General features: G+C 44.0%; 17 protein-coding genes. 8 read left to right on the forward strand and 9 right to left on the reverse strand.

Translation table 11 applies throughout. The features are described from left to right. A complete protein-coding gene (locus BTJ40_RS14565; RefSeq protein ID WP_108733774.1) occupies window positions 1–528 on the reverse strand; it encodes a GDYXXLXY domain-containing protein in 528 nt (175 codons plus the stop codon). Continuing rightward, on the reverse strand, window positions 525–1,841 hold the full coding sequence (locus BTJ40_RS14570) for a DUF2157 domain-containing protein (protein ID WP_108733775.1): 1,317 nt from the start codon (window positions 1,839–1,841) through the stop codon (window positions 525–527). Before BTJ40_RS14570 ends, BTJ40_RS14565 begins: the two co-directional genes overlap by 4 nt. 242 nt (window positions 1,842–2,083) lie before the next feature. Between BTJ40_RS14570 and ahpC (BTJ40_RS14575) the strand changes: the two genes are divergently transcribed. Continuing rightward, window positions 2,084–2,650, forward strand: coding sequence for an alkyl hydroperoxide reductase subunit C (gene ahpC / locus BTJ40_RS14575; RefSeq protein ID WP_108733776.1), 567 nt, complete (start codon window positions 2,084–2,086; stop codon window positions 2,648–2,650). Between the two features lie 195 nt (window positions 2,651–2,845). Here ahpC (BTJ40_RS14575) and BTJ40_RS14580 read toward each other — a convergent pair whose 3' ends face one another. Further along, window positions 2,846–3,928: a sugar MFS transporter gene (locus BTJ40_RS14580; RefSeq protein ID WP_157954085.1), complete on the reverse strand. Its 1,083-nt coding sequence runs from the start codon at window positions 3,926–3,928 to the stop codon at window positions 2,846–2,848. After that, window positions 3,925–7,281, reverse strand: a complete 3,357-nt coding sequence (locus tag BTJ40_RS14585) for an iron-containing alcohol dehydrogenase (RefSeq protein ID WP_157954087.1) — start codon at window positions 7,279–7,281, stop codon at window positions 3,925–3,927. The genes BTJ40_RS14580 and BTJ40_RS14585 overlap by 4 nt, the downstream gene beginning before the upstream one ends. A 389-nt stretch (window positions 7,282–7,670) precedes the next feature. Here BTJ40_RS14585 and ahpC (BTJ40_RS14590) point away from each other — a divergent pair, with 389 nt between their 5' ends. The 3 genes from ahpC (BTJ40_RS14590) (at window position 7,671) to BTJ40_RS14600 (ending at window position 12,029) form a co-directional block, all read left to right on the forward strand. Then, the gene (ahpC, locus tag BTJ40_RS14590) at window positions 7,671–8,237 is read left to right on the forward strand and encodes an alkyl hydroperoxide reductase subunit C (protein WP_108733779.1); all 567 of its coding nucleotides are present in this window, start codon (window positions 7,671–7,673) and stop codon (window positions 8,235–8,237) included. Between the two features lie 76 nt (window positions 8,238–8,313). After that, a complete protein-coding gene (ahpF, locus tag BTJ40_RS14595) occupies window positions 8,314–9,864 on the forward strand; it encodes an alkyl hydroperoxide reductase subunit F (RefSeq protein ID WP_108733780.1) in 1,551 nt (516 codons plus the stop codon). Between the two features lie 479 nt (window positions 9,865–10,343). Then, a complete protein-coding gene (locus BTJ40_RS14600) occupies window positions 10,344–12,029 on the forward strand; it encodes a YHYH protein (RefSeq protein ID WP_157954088.1) in 1,686 nt (561 codons plus the stop codon). 57 nt (window positions 12,030–12,086) lie between these two features. Here the strand turns inward: BTJ40_RS14600 and BTJ40_RS14605 are convergent, their stop codons facing one another. Together BTJ40_RS14605 and BTJ40_RS14610 are read right to left on the reverse strand one after the other, a co-directional pair. After that, window positions 12,087–12,488 (reverse strand): hypothetical protein, encoded by a 402-nt coding sequence (locus tag BTJ40_RS14605; RefSeq protein WP_108733782.1) that lies wholly within the window; start codon window positions 12,486–12,488, stop codon window positions 12,087–12,089. After that, window positions 12,482–13,036: a hypothetical protein gene (locus BTJ40_RS14610; RefSeq protein ID WP_157954089.1), complete on the reverse strand. Its 555-nt coding sequence runs from the start codon at window positions 13,034–13,036 to the stop codon at window positions 12,482–12,484. Before BTJ40_RS14610 ends, BTJ40_RS14605 begins: the two co-directional genes overlap by 7 nt. A gap of 750 nt (window positions 13,037–13,786) precedes the next feature. Between BTJ40_RS14610 and BTJ40_RS14615 the strand changes: the two genes are divergently transcribed. From BTJ40_RS14615 to BTJ40_RS14625, 3 genes are all read left to right on the forward strand, one after another. Next, window positions 13,787–14,728: a right-handed parallel beta-helix repeat-containing protein gene (locus BTJ40_RS14615; protein ID WP_108733784.1), complete on the forward strand. Its 942-nt coding sequence runs from the start codon at window positions 13,787–13,789 to the stop codon at window positions 14,726–14,728. 561 nt (window positions 14,729–15,289) lie between these two features. Next, window positions 15,290–15,736: a hypothetical protein gene (locus tag BTJ40_RS14620; RefSeq protein ID WP_157954090.1), complete on the forward strand. Its 447-nt coding sequence runs from the start codon at window positions 15,290–15,292 to the stop codon at window positions 15,734–15,736. Window positions 15,737–16,239: 503 nt separating this feature from the next. Continuing rightward, window positions 16,240–16,749, forward strand: coding sequence for an ester cyclase (locus BTJ40_RS14625; RefSeq protein ID WP_157954091.1), 510 nt, complete (start codon window positions 16,240–16,242; stop codon window positions 16,747–16,749). Window positions 16,750–17,204: 455 nt separating this feature from the next. Here BTJ40_RS14625 and BTJ40_RS14630 read toward each other — a convergent pair whose 3' ends face one another. From BTJ40_RS14630 to BTJ40_RS14640, 3 genes are all read right to left on the reverse strand, one after another. Next, window positions 17,205–18,074, reverse strand: coding sequence for an SDR family oxidoreductase (locus BTJ40_RS14630; protein ID WP_108733787.1), 870 nt, complete (start codon window positions 18,072–18,074; stop codon window positions 17,205–17,207). A 596-nt stretch (window positions 18,075–18,670) separates the two neighbouring features. Continuing rightward, window positions 18,671–19,495 (reverse strand): SDR family NAD(P)-dependent oxidoreductase, encoded by an 825-nt coding sequence (locus BTJ40_RS14635; protein WP_108733788.1) that lies wholly within the window; start codon window positions 19,493–19,495, stop codon window positions 18,671–18,673. Between the two features lie 171 nt (window positions 19,496–19,666). After that, entirely contained in the window at window positions 19,667–20,509 is an 843-nt protein-coding gene (locus tag BTJ40_RS14640) for a type 1 glutamine amidotransferase domain-containing protein (RefSeq protein ID WP_108733789.1), read from the reverse strand. A 126-nt stretch (window positions 20,510–20,635) separates the two neighbouring features. On the opposite strand from BTJ40_RS14640, the gene BTJ40_RS14645 reads away from it, so the two are divergent. Further along, on the forward strand, window positions 20,636–21,547 hold the full coding sequence (locus BTJ40_RS14645; RefSeq protein ID WP_108733790.1) for a LysR family transcriptional regulator: 912 nt from the start codon (window positions 20,636–20,638) through the stop codon (window positions 21,545–21,547). Window positions 21,548–21,652: the final 105 nt, after the last annotated feature.

The raw sequence follows: 21,652 nt of genomic DNA on the forward strand, positions 1-21,652 counted from the left end.
TTATTGATTTCCTGAGCCCCTGACGACCTTAAGGCTCGCCCGCCCATCGGCAGAGATCATCAAATCGGCCACGCCGCCATCTCGCAATTGCTTTTCGAGATCCAATGCTTTTTCTTTTGGGGCGAAATAGGCTTCAATACCATAGCGAACCTGGTAACCGTCTGACGAATTCCAGAAACTGTTGCCGGCTATACGCCCCCGGATAAAAATACCACTCTGCGGCTGCTCAAGACTGACAGAAGCCAGTTCATACAAGCCGGAAGTCCCTTTTTGTAGGCTCACATAGACCACCTCCCCCTGACGCAGGCGGCCACGCCCTTTAAATAAAGCTTTATCCAAGGTGGAGAAGGGGTAGCTTAATCGAGCATAGTTACCCCGGAACAGGGATCTCGGGTCCACAGGAACTGTTTTTACTGAAACAGGCTCGCCCGTCCAAATTGGCATCTGGGCTTTTACATACATTCCCACCAGAATAAAAAACTGCACTGCAATGGCGGCAACCAATCCAATCACAATCCCAGGCTTCATCGCATACTCCCCTCGGTCTGGTGATACTTCCAATACCTGGCCGCTGCCAGTAACAGAGCTGCGAATAGAATAAACAGAAGGGCAGCACCCACATAATCGCCAATCAAATCAATATAGCGCAGCAATGCGGTCAGTAGGATCGCCATAACCCCAAGAAAGAAATAGTGTGAGATACCATCGTGAATCCCCCTGAAGATCAACCAGATCCCAGTGGCAATCAAGGCAACATTGGTGAGAATTTGTAGCCATATCGCGTAATCACTGGAATCAATGGTCGTCACAACAGCGAGCACAGTGACAAATACACCACATATCCCCAACCCAAACATCGTTCTATGAGCGAGTAACGCCAGTACTATAGCCATGACGGCCATAGTTCCTACGACCGCCCACATGGATGGTAAGTGGCTCCAGGGACCCCCTATCAACTCCTCCCAGGGAAATTCAAAACTGAATATCAGCAATCCAATTAAAGTAAATCGAAGGCACCAGACAGAGATAACCGCCGCATAGTCCTTTGCTATTGCCGATGTACGAGTTGCGAGCCAATGGGCGAAGCAATACATAAGAATAAAGAAGGAAACTGCAACCGCCAGGTTCTCCGGGTAAACATCCGCACGGAACTTGCCATCCTGCAGACGCCAAAACTCTGACAAAGAAAACTCCAGCCAAAACCCTAATCCAAATATAAAGGTCAACAGGAGTACCACACTCCCCCGACCGCTCAGCAATATATAGAGGGCTCCTATCAGGAAGATTGGAAACAGAGCGGGATAAAAACCCAGGCTCGACTCCAGGAAGAACCACAACAGAGCCAATAACAAAGCCTGCTGCGCAATCCATGGACTGCGAGTAATCAACGCAAATGGCAAGCTGCCCAGTGCCCACCAGAAAATACCGTCTGGCATGTGTTCACCGAGATGGTATATCTGCGAGATCAAAATAATCGCCGCACCAAAGAACAGGTTACCCAGTAGAAACAGGCCCTCTCCAGCTTTCTTGTCTCCCGACAGGTAAACCTTAAATGCCACACCTTGGGTAATCAGGGTCAATGCAATCAGCCCCCCCATTCTCAGGCCCCTGGGGATCTCTTCCCAATTGGCCCCGATCAGGGTGATCACCGCTAACCCTATAAACAGGTACGCCAGCCCAACCAAGATGCTGTACCCCAGAGTTCGCTCCTGAGCCCGGTGATAATCCACTTGATAACGGGCACAGATCTGCTCGGCCTGAGACTCACTGATAACACCATCCTCAACCCAATCACCGGCCTCGCGAGCCAGGTCATGCTTCAGTAACCGAATCAATCGCATAGATGCGCCTTGTAAAAATTACCCATACCTTCTGGGTGGGTATTAACACTTTGGTCCCGAGTATCCCCGATGTATCCAGCGACCTCAAATTGGTACGGATTGAAGGTTAAATTATCGCCAGACGGGCTAAATAGCAGAAAACTATCTCAAGCATTTAAATTGTTAATTTCTATTAAAAGATAATCAACAATAGTGTGGACGGCATCAAAGTTAAGAATTAAGCACCCAATAAGGAGCTATTCATGTCCCGCTATATCGAATCAGAACTCAAACCCTTCAATGCCAAAGCCTACCAAAACGGTGAGTTTCACGACGTCAGTGACTCTGATGTCAAAGGCAAGTGGGCAGTATTCTTCTTCTACCCCGCAGACTTCACCTTTGTTTGCCCTACTGAGCTGGGTGACCTGGCGGATAACTATGAAGAGTTTAAGAAGCTGGGCGTGGAGATCTATTCAGTTTCTACCGACACCCACTTCACTCACAAGGCCTGGCACGACTCCTCCGAAACCATTGGTAAAATCCAATACCCGATGATCGGTGATCCCACCGGCACTATTACCCGCAATTTCGGTGTGATGATCGAAGAAGAAGGCATTGCCGACCGTGGCACCTTCGTTATCGACCCCGAGGGCCGTATTCAAATCGTGGAAATCACTGCCGGCGGTATTGGCCGCGATGCCAGTGAACTACTGCGCAAAATCAAAGCCGCCCAATACATCGCTGCTCACCCCGGTGAAGTTTGCCCAGCGAAATGGAAGGAAGGTGCGGAAACCCTGGCACCGTCTCTCGACCTGGTAGGTAAAATTTAAAATCCCCCAAGCCCTCACAGGATTGGAATCGGCTTTGCCCACCTTTTGGTGGGCATTGTCGTGAATCAGATTTCGCTAATCGGTGTTATTGGCTTCTTTGCTTCGCAATGAGTGACAAAAGCAAGCAACATACAACCCCTCCCAAGAGGAACACAGGAACTACAAAGATTGCTGTTTGTATTCCATAACTTTCATCTAACCCCCCACCAAAGCATGCGCCAGAATCAAGAAAATTCCCCCCATGCCTAAGGAGAACGAAACTGTAAAAGGTGGATTCTTACTACAATGTGTCAACCATTCCATTGCATAAGGAAACAAATAGGATAGTGTCAATCCACATACAGGGAACCATAGAGGACTCACCCAGTAGCCCAGAGAAAATACGGCTGCTGTCGATAAAAAAGAGACTATCAACCAGAAAAAAGCACTTCCCTTCAGCAGGATAAAAGTGAAGGCCACTCTCCCTAAACAAAGCAATCCGAAAAAGATTGAAAGTAAAATATCCGCCTCAACGGCCCAGTGCCCTCCCCTAGCTTCAAGAAGTAGTACCATCCTACTCGCCAATATATGTTCGGCGCCGTTGTAGGCAGAAACAATAAACCCACCACCAATTGCGATCCACCACTCTTTCGGTTCTTTATCTCGTTGGCTTGTCTCTTTATAGGCGCCAGGGTTAAAAGAACTCCCATTTTTCCTCAGCTTTCCTTTTCTTCTTATTAATCCAGACAAGATAAAAAATAATATGCTTGCCGCTAGCCCCCCAAACAAATAAAAGCCGCCCTCCCATCCAAAGTGAAATTTATACAACAATCCGGGTAACAAAGGAGACAATATGGAGGCCATCCCATAGGTACTATGTAATCCACAATAACCTTGACGAGTTAAGTTTTCAGGCACAAAAAGAGGAATTGCCACATTAATCAAAACCATGCTCCCGCCGGCACCCAAACCAAAAAGGAAGCTGCCCAGAATAAGCAGGGTAAACGAGTGCAGATATCCAGAGATACCTGAAAGTACCGACCCTACTCCCATAAAAACTACGAATAATGCTAATCCAGAGATCACTCTTATTTTTTTCACCCAGAGAGACCCTGACAAAGTCATAAGTAAGGCAGAAAAAGTGGACAGGAAGAAAAAGGTGGAGCCCTTCGTTGGGGAAACAGAAAAGAAATCTAAAATCTTGGGGTAAATTGGATCTTTATAGACCTCTATAAAGCCCAGTAAAAATAGAGCCCCATAGCATGACAACAATCCAAACCAGTAGATGTTGCGTTTCACGCAGCCCTTCTTTTGATATATTGATCACATTCTTCAATCATTCGGATTGCTTGTATAGAATCGGCAAGAGGAAGATCCGGTGATTCTCTTAAATTTTTTTCAATACATAACTGAACGGCCTGTGCCTCATAATAAAGTCCCTCAGAATTTGGATAATTAAACCTACCTCTTATTCTCGGCAACGGGAATTCGTACAACTTAGTCTCATTATCTGTCCTTCGATCACCGGTGATCCGCGTCACTGACACCTTAGTTGGACAATGTGCCGGGGCAAACACTTTTATCCGCCCTTCGGTACCATAGATCTCCAACTCTTCCGCACCTTCAACCAGATGACTCCAGGAAACTACAGCTGTTGATCCACTATCGAAGTGAGCATAAATGAGTCCGGCACCATCCTCCTGGAAACCGTAGTTATCCAGCACCCCAGAGAACTCCAGGTCTGATATCCCCCTACCCAATACCATCAGCGCCGTGTGAACAGGATACACACCGGCATCCATACCAGCTCCCACCTTCCATTTCGGAGACTGCAGCCCTTCATCCTTGCGCAGGTCAAAGCTCAAATCTGCACGAAGCTGGCTTACCTTACCTATATTTCCAAGATTAATAATATCTCTACAGTATTTAATAGCAGGGAAGAACCTCATCCACATCCCTTCCATACAAAACAGCTGTTTTTTATTGGCAAGCTTTTTAATCCTTACAGCATCCTCAACCGTTAGCGCCAAAGGTTTTTCAATAAGAACAGGCTTACCTGCCATTAAAGCTAATTCAGCATGTTGTCGGTGTAGCTCAGGGATAGTTGCAATATAGACAATGTCAATATCAGGATCAGAAACAAGTTCCAGGTAACTGCCATAAGCCCGAGTTGCTCCATGTCTATTTGCAAACTCTCTCGCTCTATTAAAATCCCTGGAAGCTACAGCAAAGACTTCCGAGGAATCCAGGTAATCGAGGACTAGTGCAAAATCATTTGCTATTCTTCCACAGCCTATAAATCCCCAGCGAAGCCTTCTCAAAGGTAACTTTTTAGCACTTTGATGACTGGTCAAGTCTAATTGCTTAGGTAAATACCCCTCCTCTGCTATTTCATCAGGATCCAATATGAGCTCCGGATGACGAGTAAGCCTCTCTTGCAGGTCATACCAAGCGCTTTCCAGATGGTTCGCCTCTATCTTATTGACCCAAATACAGTTTCCTAGAGGGGCTGGGAGAGGCGCTCGCAAAGTACCGGAGCGATGAATCGAGATCTGTTTTATTGCCGTCTTGTATACATCCAGGCTCAGCCCTTTGACACTAGCTGCAAGTCCCAGCTGCACGTAAATTCCAAACAGTAACTCAATGTCTGCCTTGGATATCAATCCCATTTTTTCAGCTACCAGCGAAGTAAACAGGCAATCAATACCCACAGCCTCACCATGCATCAACCTGAAAGCCTCATCACGCTCCAACCATCGGGATAACGTATGTCCAAAGTCCATTGGCCTGGATAAATTCTCTTCATTTAAGTCTCCCGCAATACTATCCAGCATGGCATCAATACAATTTATCAGCAGCTTATAGGATGCATCACCCGGTAGGCCATCAGGTTCCAAAAATTTATTTTCCAACAGAGTGGCGCCCTGAGCTGACAAGGTATCGAGCACATCCTTATTGAATACCACGCCTACCTTAATCATTTCACCAATCGCACTTTTTAATACCCGTTGTGGATTAGTTTTCAAGAAAGAGGGATCAATGATGGTATGCAAGGGACAATGAAAAGCACCAATCCCATTCTTAATATTGTGGTTCACACTGACTTTGATGCCGATAGAGGAGTCAATCATTCCCATTAGAGTCGTTGGGATACGTATCCAGGGTGTATTGCGTCGCCACACCGCACTGACAAACCCAATCGTATCGGTTACCGCCCCTCCGCCCATAGCTAAGATTGGCTCCCTATAGCGAAGAGGATTTGCCTTCCATATCTCATCAATCATACTGATAAGACTATTAATATTTTTTGACTGTTCGCCACCCTTCATAACTATCGGAATAAACTCAATCCCCATGGACTCTTGCCACTCGGTAATACCCTTCCCATAGAGTTCCCATACCTTGTCATCAACACAACAAATAATTCTATTCTGCGGCGGTCTTAGGAGTTCTATAAGGAATTTATTACCAGAATTAAAGAGTCCATGGTGGTACCAGATTCTTTGGTTTGTTGGAGCCTGACAAATAGTATCTGAAATTTGTACGATAGAATGATGGCCTTCATCTTCTCTTAATTGAGCCTTAATACTGGGCTCTATCGCTGCGGCCAATTCAAGAACACCACATGCATGAAGCAGTCGCGGCAGGCTCAAGTATTTCTCATCATCGCTATCTAGAATGGATTCAATAAACAGCCGCTTCAGATTGCGATAATCTCGCTCAAACAAGTAGCAATACCACATCCCTCCCTTTTCTTTTCTAGTAAGCTCAAGTGCCCGATCGAGCACATCTTGTATGGCCTGGCGAATAAAAATAGGCCTACCTCTAAGGCCTTTTCGCATCACTATGCAATTTTCGACGCCTTCACAACGGGTAGCCAGAAAAGAGAAACTCACTCCCAGATTAGTTTTTAACGTAAAAGACAGCTTTTTGAAGTCCTCGATATCACCGAAACGCTTCTGCACGGTTTCATCTCGATTCACCACTACATCAGTAATGTTGTGAGGAGCAAGGTTCCACTTTGCTATACAAAGTTCAAGTTCATGGCAACACTGGTTGAGCAGCATACCCTCGGAATTTTGCCTAAAAATGCTTTCCAGGTTGGCTTCCGGATGCGGATTGTGATGAATAAATCCGACGCTCCTGGACTTCAACTTCCATTGCTCATTAAGCCTCTCAGCTTTATCCACGTAGTTTGCGATATGCTTTTGATAGCCAACAACAACATTTACATTCTTTATGTCGGCGATCCTTTCCATTTCACGCAGTTTTTCCAACGAGTCGGCACCAGGTTTTTCAAGATATATATTCCTATATCCTTTATTAACTACCGATTCAAAAATTCCCTTCGTGAGTAGAGTCCTCACCGAGATAACAACCAAATTTTTTAAGGAGGGATGCGCATCAGGTATTTGCTCCACCGAGGAATAAGCTTTGAAATCGCCATACTGAGCTTTTAGTCTTGCCATCTCCCCTCGGAAAATCACCCCTTTTTCAGAAGATGCGATATCACTTGAGAGCCAATACTCTTCAACAACCGCATCTACCACTACATTTGCCATATTCATTAGCTGAGACAAATGCAGCCATCCGATTGACTCCCCAGGCAGACCGACACCTACCACCGTGACATGCACCACATTCTGTTTCATAGCGGCAACATTTAACCTCGCACCCGCTGGCACTACCCAGATCGTCAGAACCGGGCTTGCACTTCTAACTTATTGCTAATGTGCGCCGATTTACGACTCAACTCTTTTTCGGTGCCTGAGGGTATAGACCACGATCAACGCTTCTATCTGGCGTCTTTGCAGCTCAATAGACGTCAGGACGCGCCGATAATGCTTCACCTGACGGCTGTCGCTTTGCCAAAGCCATTAAATAGCGGCTGAACACTAAATCAATCAAATATCCAACAAAGATTGCCAAAAGCTATCACACGCATTTACATTAATAATTTTTATCAAATTTCATCGACCGATAGTATAGATCCCACTTCCAAACAACGACCGACAAGACAGTGATGAATAAGGAGCTATCCATGTCACGTTACATCGAATCCCAGCTGAAACCCTTTAACGCCAAGGCTTATCAAAACGGCGACTTCTTCGATATCAGCGACGCCGACGTTAAAGGCAAGTGGGCCGTATTCTTCTTCTACCCCGCAGACTTCACCTTTGTCTGCCCCACTGAGCTGGGCGACCTGGCGGACAACTATGAAGAGTTCAAGAAGTTGGGCGTTGAGATCTACTCCGTATCTACCGATACCCACTTCACCCACAAAGCCTGGCACGACTCTTCCGACACAATCGGCAAAATCCAATACCCGATGATCGGCGACCCCACCGGCACCATCACTCGCAACTTTGGTGTGATGATCGAAGAGGAAGGCATCGCCGATCGCGGCACCTTTGTGATCGACCCGGAAGGCCGTATCCAAATTGTCGACATCACTGCCGGTGGAATCGGTCGCGATGCCAGTGAGCTGTTGCGCAAGATCAAGGCTGCCCAGTACATCGCCGCTCACCCCGGTGAAGTCTGCCCGGCCAAGTGGAAAGAAGGCGAAGAGACCTTAGCCCCCTCTCTCGATCTGGTAGGAAAGATTTAACCCAAATACCTCTGACCCGGCCAACCAAGAGGTGGGCCACAACCAAGCCTTAAATTGTTAGAGAAAGGACACACCGATGTTGGACGCAAACCTGAAAAAACAACTGGACACTTACCTGCAGAATATCGTCAAGCCGATCGAGATTCGTGTGTCCACAGATAACAGTGAAAAATCCAAAGAGCTGGAAGCCCTGGTAGATGAAATCTCCGGGCTCTCCAACAAGATTACTGCGCAGCAGGGCCAGGCCAAGCGCACGCCGAGTATGGCCATCGCTCCTGCCGGAGAGGAACCCCGGATTAGCTTTGCCGGCATTCCCCTGGGACATGAATTTACCTCACTTGTACTGGCACTATTGCAAGCGGGAGGCCATCCCTCAAAAGCAGACCCGAAGCTACTGGAGCAGGTGCGAAACCTGAAAGGTGAATTCCACTTTGAAACCTATATCTCGCTCTCTTGCCAGAACTGCCCGGATGTTGTCCAAGCGCTGAACCTAATGGCAACCCTCAACCCAAACATCACCCACGAAATGATCGACGGTGGCCTGTTCCAGGCGGAGGTTGAAAAGCGCAATGTAATGGCGGTACCTGCGGTCTACCTCAATGGTGAGCACTTCGGCCAGGGCAGAATGTCCCTTGAGGAAATTGTCGGAAAACTGGATACCGGCGCAGCAGAACGCAAAGCTGAAGAGCTGAATGAAAAAGCACCCTACGATCTTTTAGTCGTAGGGGGTGGCCCAGCGGGCGCGGCAGCCGCTATTTATGCCGCACGCAAAGGCATTCGCACCGGCATAGTGGCAGAGCGCTTCGGCGGCCAGGTGATGGATACCGTAGGCATCGAAAACTTTATCTCTGTACCTTACACCGAAGGCCCCAAGCTCGCAGCCAGCCTTGAGCAACATGTTAAAGAGTATGGTGTCGATATTATTACCGACCAACTCGCAGCCAACTTGCGACGCAACGAAATGGTAGATATCAAACTACAAAGCGGTGCGACCCTATCCAGTCGCTCTGTAGTATTGGCCACCGGTGCCCGCTGGAGAGAACTGGGGGTACCTGGAGAAGCGGAGTACCGCACCAAGGGCGTAGCCTACTGCCCCCACTGTGACGGCCCCTTCTTTAAAGGTAAGCGTGTAGCCGTGATTGGCGGCGGTAACTCGGGCATCGAAGCAGCGATCGACCTCGCCGGAATCGTAGAGCACGTTACCGTACTGGAATTCGCCGATAAACTGCGTGCAGACGAGGTATTGGTACGCAAAGCTCAGCTGATGAACAACATCGATATTATCGTCAATGCTCAAACCACCGAAGTCCTCGGCGACGGGAACAAAGTGAACGGCCTGGCCTATACCGATCGAGAGACCGGCGAAAATAAACAGCTCGACCTGGCTGGTGTTTTCGTACAGATTGGCCTGGTACCTAATACGGAGTTCCTTAAAGAAACCGATGTGGAGATGAATCGCATAGGCGAAATTGTGATCGACGAGCGCGGCGCAACTTCAGTCCCCGGCGTTTACGCCGCCGGCGATGCGACTACAGTCCCCTACAAACAGATAGTGATCTCTATGGGTGCAGGTGCAACTGCGGCGCTGGGCGCATTTGACTACCTGATTCGATCTTCGGTTGAATAAGCAATAGCCCAAGTAAAAGCCGGTCTTTGACCGGCTTTTACAAATCTTCAAGGCTAAGCTACTGAAAGCATATTTCCAACGCACATCTCTATATCCTAAAACCTGGCCCACATAGAAAAAAATATTTAATTATTCTCTTCCTACACCGCATTTCTCACTACCCTTCAATACCTCCTCCACACAAGCCTGCACAGTTACTATCCTCACTCCTATTGGCCTTCATTGGGCCAATAAATTGTGAGATCACTCTCCATTATGCCCTTTCAATCGCTTCGTAAAATAATGTAAAAACCAAGAACATTCTTAAACCTTGGCATAATATAAGAAGAATAAAATACTGTAGCATCACCTACTCTCTAAACTTCCAAGGAAAAGTCATAAAGAAAAATTTTTATCCCAGCTTTGTTCCTAATGAGAAAAAATGCTTAAAAGAGAAATGTTCCTGTTTTAATCTTACCAATACAGTTGAGAGTAACATCGTGACCCTATTAGCATTGAGAGTAGTTGTGCCCTTACTACTACACATTACCAGTGAAGCTTTAGCCCATACTATTTCTGAAAATCATTATAAAATTGATGTGTGGGCAGACAACTGGTTTTCAGCCTATATAGACGGAACCCCCCTACTGGAAGACTCCACACCAATTACCACAGAGCGATCCTTCAATAAGGAAACAAAAAGCTTCTCCGCAGAGCCCCCTTTCGTATTATCCTTTAAAATTAAAGACTACAAAGAAAACAATACCGGACTTGAGTACATAGGTACTCACCGCCAACAAATGGGCGATGGTGGCTTTATCACCCAGATAACCAATCAGGATACTGGCAAAGTCATCACAACTTCTGATTCAGCCATGCGTTGTATTGTGATTCACAAAGCCCCACTCAGCAGCAGCTGTACCCAGGAATCTAACCCGATAGCCGGCCAGGGGGGATGTCAGTTTAATACTTCACAAGAACCCAATGATTGGAAGACAGCATCATTTGATGACAGCTCCTGGCAACAAGCTACTGAATACTCCGCACATCAGGTAAGGCCTAAAGACGGCTATGAACAAGTTGAATGGAATTCAAAGGCAAAACTGATTTGGACAAGTGACCTAGAGAAAGACAACACTATCCTCTGCCGAATGGTAGTTGGTATTACTCCAGCGACAGTTCCAGTAACGCAGGAAAATACACAAAATGAATTACAATCCCAGTTTAGTCACTTCCCAAATGTAAAAACCCGAGTGGATTCAAATTATTTATATATAGAATCCAACGGCATGCCCAACCACGATATGATGGAGGGAATTACCAGCTGGCAGCAACAAGTTCCATTACCCCAGGGCTATACCGGTAACAATGCATGGCGAGTGCCACTTAAGCCAGTCCTTGCAAAAGAGCCAATCTTAACCAAAACCCATTTCTTCAAAGGTGCGATTGCTATTGCCGTCAATGGTGTTCCTATTTTTAATGCCATGAATAATCGTGGCGAATTCGCTGCCGACATCGGTGAGCTGGATAAATGGGGAGGTCATAGTGGCAGAGGTGATGACTACCACTACCACCTGGCCCCCATTCATCTGGAACCCATCGTTGGCAAAGGAAACCCTATTGCCTATGCATTGGATGGATTCCCCCTGCTGGGGAAAACTGATAAACCTCTGGATCAGTATCTGGGAAGGTTCAACGAGGAAGGCTCTTACCAATATCATGCCGTTGATTACCCTCCCTACTTTATCGCTGGTCTGCGTGGAGAGGTGAACACAGACTCACCAGCGAATGCCCCTGAGGACCAAATTATTCCTCAGCCTAGTGCCTTGCCAGTTCGCAACGGGGAATATGGTCCTTTGCAAGGTGCAATAATTACTACTTTTACTAAAATTTCTGACAACAGCTACAAGCTTACTTACACTCTAAATGGGAGTGAAAATCAGGTAAATTATAGCTGGGATAAAAGCGGCACCTACCAGTTTGTTTTTATTGATAAAGATGACAAGAAAACTGTGGAAACTTTTCAGAAAAATAAAAGCCCTACACCTGAAGATGGTAAGCAGAGGCCCTCATTACGGGATCTCGGAAAGAAGAGTGCAGGAAGCCAACATAAGCCAAGAAAATATTGCGGGGATGGGCTATGTGACAAAACTGAAAATAGGCAGCAATGTCCAGCAGACTGCTAAACAGCCATCATGATTAACCCGGCTTGCACCGGGTTAATCCACTCAAAGGCTATTTAACTACTGATATATAATCCTTACATGGGTAAAACCCGTTTGAATGGCCAATGCCGTTTGACCAGAACCACTCTGCATCGCAGTGATAGAGTTATCTACTCCAACCTGATTAGTGATAGCGGAACTAAAGGGTGCATCGGATTGGAGTATATTGGCGTTATTCATCATCCCAAATTGCTCTGAAATCACATCACCAGCTCCAACGACTCCCTGTTCTATATCTGCGGTATTGTCCGCTCCAATTTGATTTATTAGCGATGAACTGACTTCAACATCTTCCTGAATCAGGGTAACACTATTCAACTCTACAGATTGATTCAAACTAGCATGACTGGATATAACGGACGCAAGATCGTCCTGTTGAAGTAAAGCATTATTCATTAGCCCCAGCTGATTAACTAGCACAACCGATGACCCCCCCCCTCTTCCTGAGTTATTCGCCTAATATTTAAAGATCCTGCTTGACTAAGCACTGATAAGCTAAAAGATGTATCTTCATCCTGGTCGTTTCTTGCCTCATTAAGCTCACCTAACTGGTTGATACCGGCAAAACTGGATACTACAACCTGGTGCTGATCTAGATCAGCAAAGTTACCATTTCCGGCTTGATTGATAACCGAAAGCCCAGCATCAACAATGGCACCCTGCCTCAATTCTGCTTGGTTTGCAGCTACATCAATATCCTGAATAATAAAAGCATCATTTCCGGTACCTAACTGAATAATTGATAAAGCACTTGAAGATACATTACCCGCTTGAGTACTTGATGCAATGTTTAACGATCCAACCTGAAAGTGAAATGCTGCATTATTACCAGCGACAGGCTCTTGTAAAGCTGTTGAACTGTTTAAGGTACCTATTTGGGTTTGAGAAGCGGAATTGTTGTCAGCCAACAAATAGCTTGAGATTGCTAGAGAGAGTGCAGACACTAACGAAACAATTGAAGATCTCATGAGTAACGCCTTTAACCTCTACTCAATATCAAAAACTTGAGAATGATCTACTACATGCATCTTTAGCTGCAATTAAGCCAATTACCCCATCACCGTCAATAACGGGTAAAGCAAACCCAGATTTCAATACCACTCATGAGAGAAAACAAAAGGAAACTTATACCAAATCATTCAATTATAGATTTATAGAGATAAAATCGACCATCTATAAGAAATAAATAGTGAAAGATTAATAATAGAGCATGGAATTATATAAAGAACACACATCCAAAGATGAGTTACATGAAATTTAACTCAAGATAAAATTCACAAAATAATACTACAAATGAAAAGGTATTTTTACAGCTCACAACGGAATATACAATGCTTTGCAAAACAACAAAGTGGTTAACTGCATCATATTCACATCATTCATATATTCTCACTAATTATAGACACATAAAAATATATTCACTTTTAACAACACTCTACTTCTACCCAATTCACCTCACACCAAAACCGAATCCCCTGACCACCCAAGCAACATAATAATTCACCAGGCATGAAGAGCCTCTGCGATCGCTTTGCCAAAGGCATATTAACATTCGAATTTAAACACCACTACATCATTAAAATTTATTATTACAAAAAAATCGGAAACTATTTAAAAATATATGGAAAACAATTAATAGCCATCTAGATTTTTACTTTTGTTCAACCCCCAAGGGGAGTTCTCTATAAGCAATAAACCTATTAACTCAGGAATAAACCATGAATAAGCATCAAACACCATTTGGCCTTATTTTAGCATCATCTCTTGGACTAACAATTTCCCTTAACAGCTTTGCCGTTAGCTGTGGAGACACAATTACTACCCAGGAAACACTGACAGAGGACCTATTGTGCACCGACAACCCTGCCCTTACTATTTCCGGCCCAGGTGGCGGGCTTGATTTAGCTGGATTTACTGTAGAGTGTTCTGACTCATCTAATGAAGGTATTTATTTAACAGGTCTCGCCGCAAGCGTGACTTCAGGTGAAGTGACAAATTGCTTCAACTCAATACTACTGGTGGATGATGGCGTTCATTCAGTTACTGACATTGAAATAACTGAACCTGATGAAGTAGGAGTTGTTATTGATAGTAACAGTAACTTTGTAACTGGAGTCCAGGTAATTGCTGGTTCAGGTGACTTTGCCACTGGCATTAATATAGAAGATCCAGCAAGTTACAATCAGATTCTTGGAAACTTCGTAGAGGGTGCAGTGTTTGCTGGAATATATGTAGAAGGCCGAGGAAATAATATCACCAGCAATGAAATTGTAGGCTCAGACAACTTCGGAATAAGACTTGATCCCGATGGTTTCAGCAATCTAATTCTTCAAAATATCATTGATGGAGGTGCAGGAATCGGAATAGCAGTAAACTCTGACTTTAACTTAATCTCCCAGAATTCAATAAATAACAACCAAACGGGAATCAGTATTGAGAGCGCTGACAATAACACAGTCAATATCAACACATCTGACAATAACAGTGTCTATGGGATAGCGATTCAGGGCACAGACGCTAACTTCAATAGTATTCTTTCAAATAGTGCAGACAATAATGGCGATTTTGATCTCTTCGCATCAGATGACCCAGACTGCACCTCAACAAATAATTGGATTGGCAATAGCTTCACCACTAGCGACCCAGGCTGCCTGAATTAAAATACATACCTAAGTCTGACCTTTAAATAGCATTGAAAGCGATACCCAAACTGTATATCGCTCTCAATGCTGGCTATTGCTTTATAGACGAGGAAAAATGCACACTTAGAAACTTCCGTGTCATCGCTAAACGTTCAACTTCCAGTTTCACTCTATCCATACCTGGTTTGAGCTTATTAATATCCTACATAAACACACCTTCATTACAGGCCTTCATGAGAGTCAAAAATATCAAGGATTTTCCCTTGGAATCATATATAAAAGATTCCATAAATTAAGGGGTAACTACTGCTATATAAAATAATCAATAAGCGACTAAATAAAGTAGCTCCATTTTAAACTTATATCTCATTAAATCAGCACTTACCTCTCATAGTACCCATCAACAGCTTCTATCACACTCATATCTGTATCAATTGTCTTCTCACAAGGAGTATTAGTTTGAACGTCGGTAAAAATCCGACTGTCAAACTAATGGAAGACAATTGATGCGACTTCAACCTCCGAAATGCAATTGAAAACGACATACGTCGCACAGTCTCATCACTAAAGGAGTTAATGATGAAGAATATTGCACCTCTTTCCGCCGGTACTGCCCTCGCAATCATCAGTCATGGAGCTATCGCCGACTCTAATACCGCCACGGTGTATCAGGAAGGTATTAGTAACACAGCTACGGCCGTTCAAAGTGATCCGACCGCCACCAACAACACCATCGATCAAACTCAGATCGGTGATAACAACACCAGCTATGCAGAGCAATCTGCTAACAGTGATGGCGGCACCATTATTCATATCCAAACTGGTGATATGAATAATGCTGAGTCCTATCAGGACAATTCAGTTGGCGCCTATATAGAGATTAACCAGGGCGACAACAATCAGTACGTATTCACAAACCAGTCATTTATTGATGGCAGCTCCATGTCTATTACTCAAGATGGAGATGGACAGACTGCTATCGCCAACCAGGTAGGTACTGCGAATATAGGAAATATCTTCCAGTAGCCAAAGCCAGCTCATAATGCTGCCCAGCAACGGGCAGCATTCTCTTATTCAGGTATCAACCCTATTCCACATTCAATGGGGCTATTGGCATATTATCTTCACTACTGTAATCAAGCCCCAACAATCATATATCTATACTAAGTAGTACTATGGATAACTCAAATACGGAACCTTTCCGCTATAGAAGTGGCAAGACGTCCACCCACTCGTTTACCAGAAGTATTGAGCTTATAGTCTGTTCGTGCATTCTACTGCCAAGCATACTCAGGCAGCAGAACCTCTATCAAACCTCCATCTACTAATCCTCAGCAGCAGAATAACTGGCGATTTTTTAGTCCAACCAAAAAATTTAAGAAGGACAACTTGCCAAACTACCTGAATACCAATTCAGCTGCTCGTTTTGTGTCCATAATGTCAACTGACAAACTCATTTATACGCCTGCCATACCTTCAGCAGAAAAGTTGAAAGTATCTGACTTATTTCATCAGAGAGGGATCTACAAGTGCACAAACGACTTTCCTATATTGTACTCACATCGTTGCTATGTTTTTTCAGCTTTACATCTGCAGTGATTGCTCAGTCAAACAATCTGCAAGAGAATAAGAAGCTTGCTATGCAAGCAATCGGGTTATGGATGAGCGGGAACAAGGTTGACCCGGACACGATTCTTTCACCTAATTACGTAAATAATCTGGATTCCGCAACTACCACTAGTGCTGCCCCACAGAAGCGCGATCTGCAAGAATTTAAAGCTGAAGTGGCAAAGTTCCATAATGCTTTCAAAGACGTAAAAACTATCAACACAATGCAAGTTGCTGAAGGAGATTTAGTTTCAACCCATGTGACTGTCAGCGCTCAGCATGTCGGTTCATTTATGGGCGAGCCTCCGACCAACAAAACTATTACTTGGGATAGCGTAGAATTCGTCAGGATTAAGGACGGAAAAATAGTTGAAGCCTGGGTTACCTGGGATAAATATGGATTCCTAAAGCAGCTTGGCTTATTGAAATAGATTGACACAGAACTCTTTTCTTGACATTAACATTCAGAAAAATTCATTACTTTATAATTCCCGAATCTATCGAAACTAGATTTGACCGGTGTCTCTATGAGTGCAGAGACATTCTCTGAAGTAGCCAGTCTGCATATAGGGATGGCAAGGCCATCCTAAGGCGGGCAATAGCTGGTCCCAGGGGATGAATTTAGAGTTTATCAAAAATTTTCTGGGTAGTTAAAAGTATGAATATAAATTCAAAATCCATCTATACAAAAGGGTCTGGTGGAGTTGATTTTTGTTATCAATATTCATGTAACATTTGATAGTAGATCATTAATGATTATATTTTTCAGTTTGGGCAAACTTCTCTGATCAGGCATCAACATTAAAGAAGCGAAGAGGCACCTCTTAAAACCAAAAAATTTTAAGGTTTTTCTGAGGTGCCTGGCAGTCAATTAAGTCGATCAGCTCTATTTAATCTGAAATAGATTACTCATTCCATAAGCTGAATAAATCTCCTGCATGGCCTGCTCCGTAGCCTTGTTGATTCTCTCAATAGTGGGATTTAATCCGGCACCATCGACAGTTGTTCTAAATGGGCGTTTCTCTGGTTGACCTTGTAACAAATTTAGCACAGCATCTGCAACTAATTGCGGACTTGGTGCATCCTCTGATTCATGGCCCTCTTCAGTTCCAGCCCACATTTGCTCCGGGGCACTGGCATAGTCACCATAACTTGCAGCTACGTCTTTATCACTTGCTCTTAATAGGTTTGATCCAAAATCAGTTCCAAATCCGCCTGGCTGGACAATTAAAGACTGAATGCCGAATTGCGCTAACTCGACACGATAGTTTTCTGCAATTCCCTCAACGGCGTGCTTTGTAGCATTGTAAGACCCCAGGAAAGGTAATACGAACTTTCCTAAGATACTCGATATCTGGATAATAGTTCCACTACCACGCTGTTTCATTTGCGGTAAGACTGCGCGAATTAATCGTTGAACCCCAAAAACATTGATGTCGAAAACTTTTTTAAAATCTTCAATAGTGAAGCTTTCTTGCCAGCCAAGCGTACCTACACCGGCATTATTAATCAATATATCAATTGAGCCAACCTCATTAACCGCTTTGGCGACACCCTTGGCAACACTTTCATCATTGGTTACATCAATATCAACGACTGTAATCCCCTTAGCAATTAACTCACTTGCTATTGAAGCATTGCGGCCATTAGAGTCTCTCATTGTACCAATTACTTTATAGCCATTACTTGCAAGAGTGTTAGCAATCAGATAGCCAAAACCGCTGTTTGAACCTGTAACTAAAGCTGTTTGAGTCATATTTGTCTCCTTAAATTTACGAGCAACATCATTTGATAATTCGTGTACAGGTTATGTCTAATCAGCCCATTATTGAAATCAATTAACCTAATTTGGCGATGAATACAATTCATGACGCTCACACTTTAAAAGTACTTAGGCTCTTAAATATGGCTGGAGAGGTATTTTATTTCCAAGAAAATGAACCTATCTAGAAATATAAACTCAGGCAAAAAAATATTTTAATGAAGCAAAAAATCATATTACTAAAGTTCGCCAAAAACTGCCTAAAGTCGCAATGGAAATACCATTGAAATTCAATGAGTAATTTTTCACTGCTCTATTTTCCATATGGGAATAAACCAAATGAACACGTAGCCCCAGATGCCTGACTAGCAGAGACCTGGGCCACCAAAACTCAGGAGGAATCGGGGGTTTACCAATAGAAAACACCATTAATGTATGGTGTGGAGCCTTACCAGATTAACAAGTAAGACCCTTGAAACTTGAGGAAGGCACGGGATTTGAGTATGTAAAGTAATACTAATCAGCTACTTATTCTGGAACACATATAAAATACGAATATAGTTTGCCTGTATATTATTATATAACTATTATTATTTATTCATTTCCAAATCAAATGCTTCCCGGTAGTCGGGATGCCATCGAGACAATGGTGGGCGGTTGTGAATAATGTCTCCTGATGCCCAACTGATGCGTTTATTATCTATTGTACGATCTACATCGTTATCAGGACAAAGAATATAGAAATCTCCACGCTCAATGCTTCTAAACATAAAATCAACGACCTGATCAGCAGTCCAGGCGCTGTCAGGTTTAGCAGGACTATCAATCATACCAGTGTAAGTGAAGCCAGGTACTAGCAAATGAGATACTACTTGGCTTCCAGGATAATTTCGAAGGGAGTGCTGTAATGCCTCTGCAGTGGCTTTCACTGCTGCTTTACTAACATTATAGGCAGGGTTTCCTGGGGGCGTGGTTATCCCCTGCTTGGAACCGGTTGTAACAATAATAGAAGGATCGCTTTGATTCAACATTTCCGGAGCAAATGCGTGTATGCAGTTAATAACTCCCCATAGATTCGTATTAAGTATCTTTTTCCAGTTCTCCAGTTTTTCCCAACTTCCACTTTTAGCAGCAGTACCGGCATTAATAAAAAGAAAATCAATCCTACCGAACCTTTCCATTACTTGTTCTTTAAGCGCCAGAACCGCGTTGAAATTACCAACATCTGTTTCGACAATTAAAGCATTATTTTTCAAGCTGCTTCCAGCTTCCGACAATTTCTTTCGATTTAGATCAGCCAGACAAACCTTCATGCCTAGCTTGGAAAGTGCTTTTGCGGCTGCGAGGCCAATGCCGTCAGCACCGCCGGTAATGACTGCAACGTTATTCTTCCGAAATACAGTGGATGTATTCATACTGAAACCTGAGTTTTATCAAAGTAAAGCAAAGAATAAATCAGCTTATTTAAATATCGGTATTGATACCCACCCCAACAGGCAGCGGCTCAAGCCGCTATCGCTCATTGAAACTCATAATGTTTACTTGGACTAAGCCTGTAGAGGTTGGGCATAACTGCGTGAGACTAGCTATTTCATGAGTTTTAAAAGCTCTTGGGCAACGGCAGTAGATGATTTATTGTTTTGACCGGTGACCAGTTCGCGATCAACTACAACATGTGGTTGCCAATCTTCTTTACCACGAGAGTAGTTGCCACCTGCAATAGTCATGGCATTTTGGGGCCAATAGAAAAGCTCATCACCGCCCAAGTAGTATTGAGTCGCAACAGTTTCTTCTGAATTACTAAAGACGGTCATTTTATAGCCATCATAAACCCAGCCTTTAGCGGGTTTAGCCTTCTTGCCGGCTTTCATTTGAGCTTCAAACTCCTCGCTGTTAGGCAATGCCGACAGTAGTGCAACCGGGCCGTGACACACTAACCCTGTTGGTTTGGATTCTGAGTTGAAATGCTGTAAGAATCCGCCCAAGCGCTTATTGGATACCAGATCGCCTAAAGGAGCGTGGCCACCGGGTACAAACATCGCATCAAAATTTTCTATGCCCAGCTGTTCAATACGAGCAAAACTGACCACTGGACTGTGCTCTTTATCGGTCAGCATGAGTTTATTGAAGAGAGCCTTGTGGGCATTGTAGTTTTCCTGGCTAACGTCCAGGAAGTGGTCAGGTGTATCAGAAACAGGATCCAACGTCGGCGCCAATCCAGTTGGGGTAGCAAATGTTAATGTGTGGCCAGCATCCATCAAGATTTTAACCGGCTCCATAAGCTCATTTAAATAGAAGCCAGTTTTGTAGTCATAGCCACCCTTCAGCTTCATTTCAGATACATCGGACATCACAACAAGGACGTTATCCGCCATCGCCAGTGGGCTTACGATCAATGTCGCCATAGCAAGGAGTTTCTTCAGACTCATAATCAGTTCCTCTAGAACGGGGTTGATTGAATTGGAGTAGCTGCAGAATAGGCTCTTAGGCTTCATTACTGAAATTAATTGAACTAATATAGTCATGAACAGAGCTAATAGTTATGACTGAACACCATGAGCAATATTTCGGATGTAGAGCTAAATCAACTCAGGCTCCTACAGATCATCTTTGAAACCAAGAACCTGACTAGAGCTGGAGAACGAGCGGGGCTGACACAGTCTGCGGTTAGCCATACACTAAAGAAACTCCGCCACAGCCTTAATGACTCACTGGTCATAAGGCAAGGCAATCAACTGGTGCTGACGCCAAGAGCTGAGTCGCTGCAAGCACCTCTGAATCGATGGCTGAATGATTTTGAGCGGAATATTTTAAATCAGGAAGAGTTCAGCCCAGAAAATACCCAACGTACTTTCTTTATCGCTACAAGTGACCTGGTGGAACAAAGTATCGCTCCCGCTTTGATTTCGTTACTCCAGAAAGAAGCTCCGAAAATCCAGATTATTTTTATTAAATTAGATAAACGCAGTATTGCCAGTCAGCTAGAGAGTGGGGAGGCGGATCTGTCCATCAGTGTTGCTGAATCAACCCATCCCAGCTTAATGGTAAAAACTTTATATCGAGATGATTTTGTCTCTGTAGTAAGAAAAGAGCATCCCTTTCTAAAAACCAATAAAGATATTTATAACTTTTGCAGATATCCGCATATTTTAGCAGGGACTGGGCGTGACAATAGAGGAATGGTAGATGAAGCATTAGAAAACATTGGCTTATCCAGAAATGTTCAATTTAAAGTAGCCAATTTTTTAAGTGCGCCCTATATAGTGGAACGTAGTGATGCGATTCTTACCGCGCCAAAGAAGTTTATTAAATCTATCAACCCAAAATTTAATGTTGCATATTTTACTCCACCAATCGACCTTCCCCAGTACTCAATGAAAACTTATTGGAACCTAAAAAATAAAGATGACCAGGCAAACTGCTGGCTTCGGGAAAAAATTGTGGAAGTTACTAGGATTGAAGCTTAGCCTTACGCTAAGAAGCGCGCCTGTTTGATACTAAATGGTTGGTACGTATGAGGATAACGATTAGAAGATATTCGATTACCTAGTAGCTAAGAAATGTACCCGCAA

This window comes from Microbulbifer sp. A4B17, from assembly GCF_003076275.1.
Taxonomy (GTDB): Bacteria; Pseudomonadota; Gammaproteobacteria; order Pseudomonadales; family Cellvibrionaceae; genus Microbulbifer.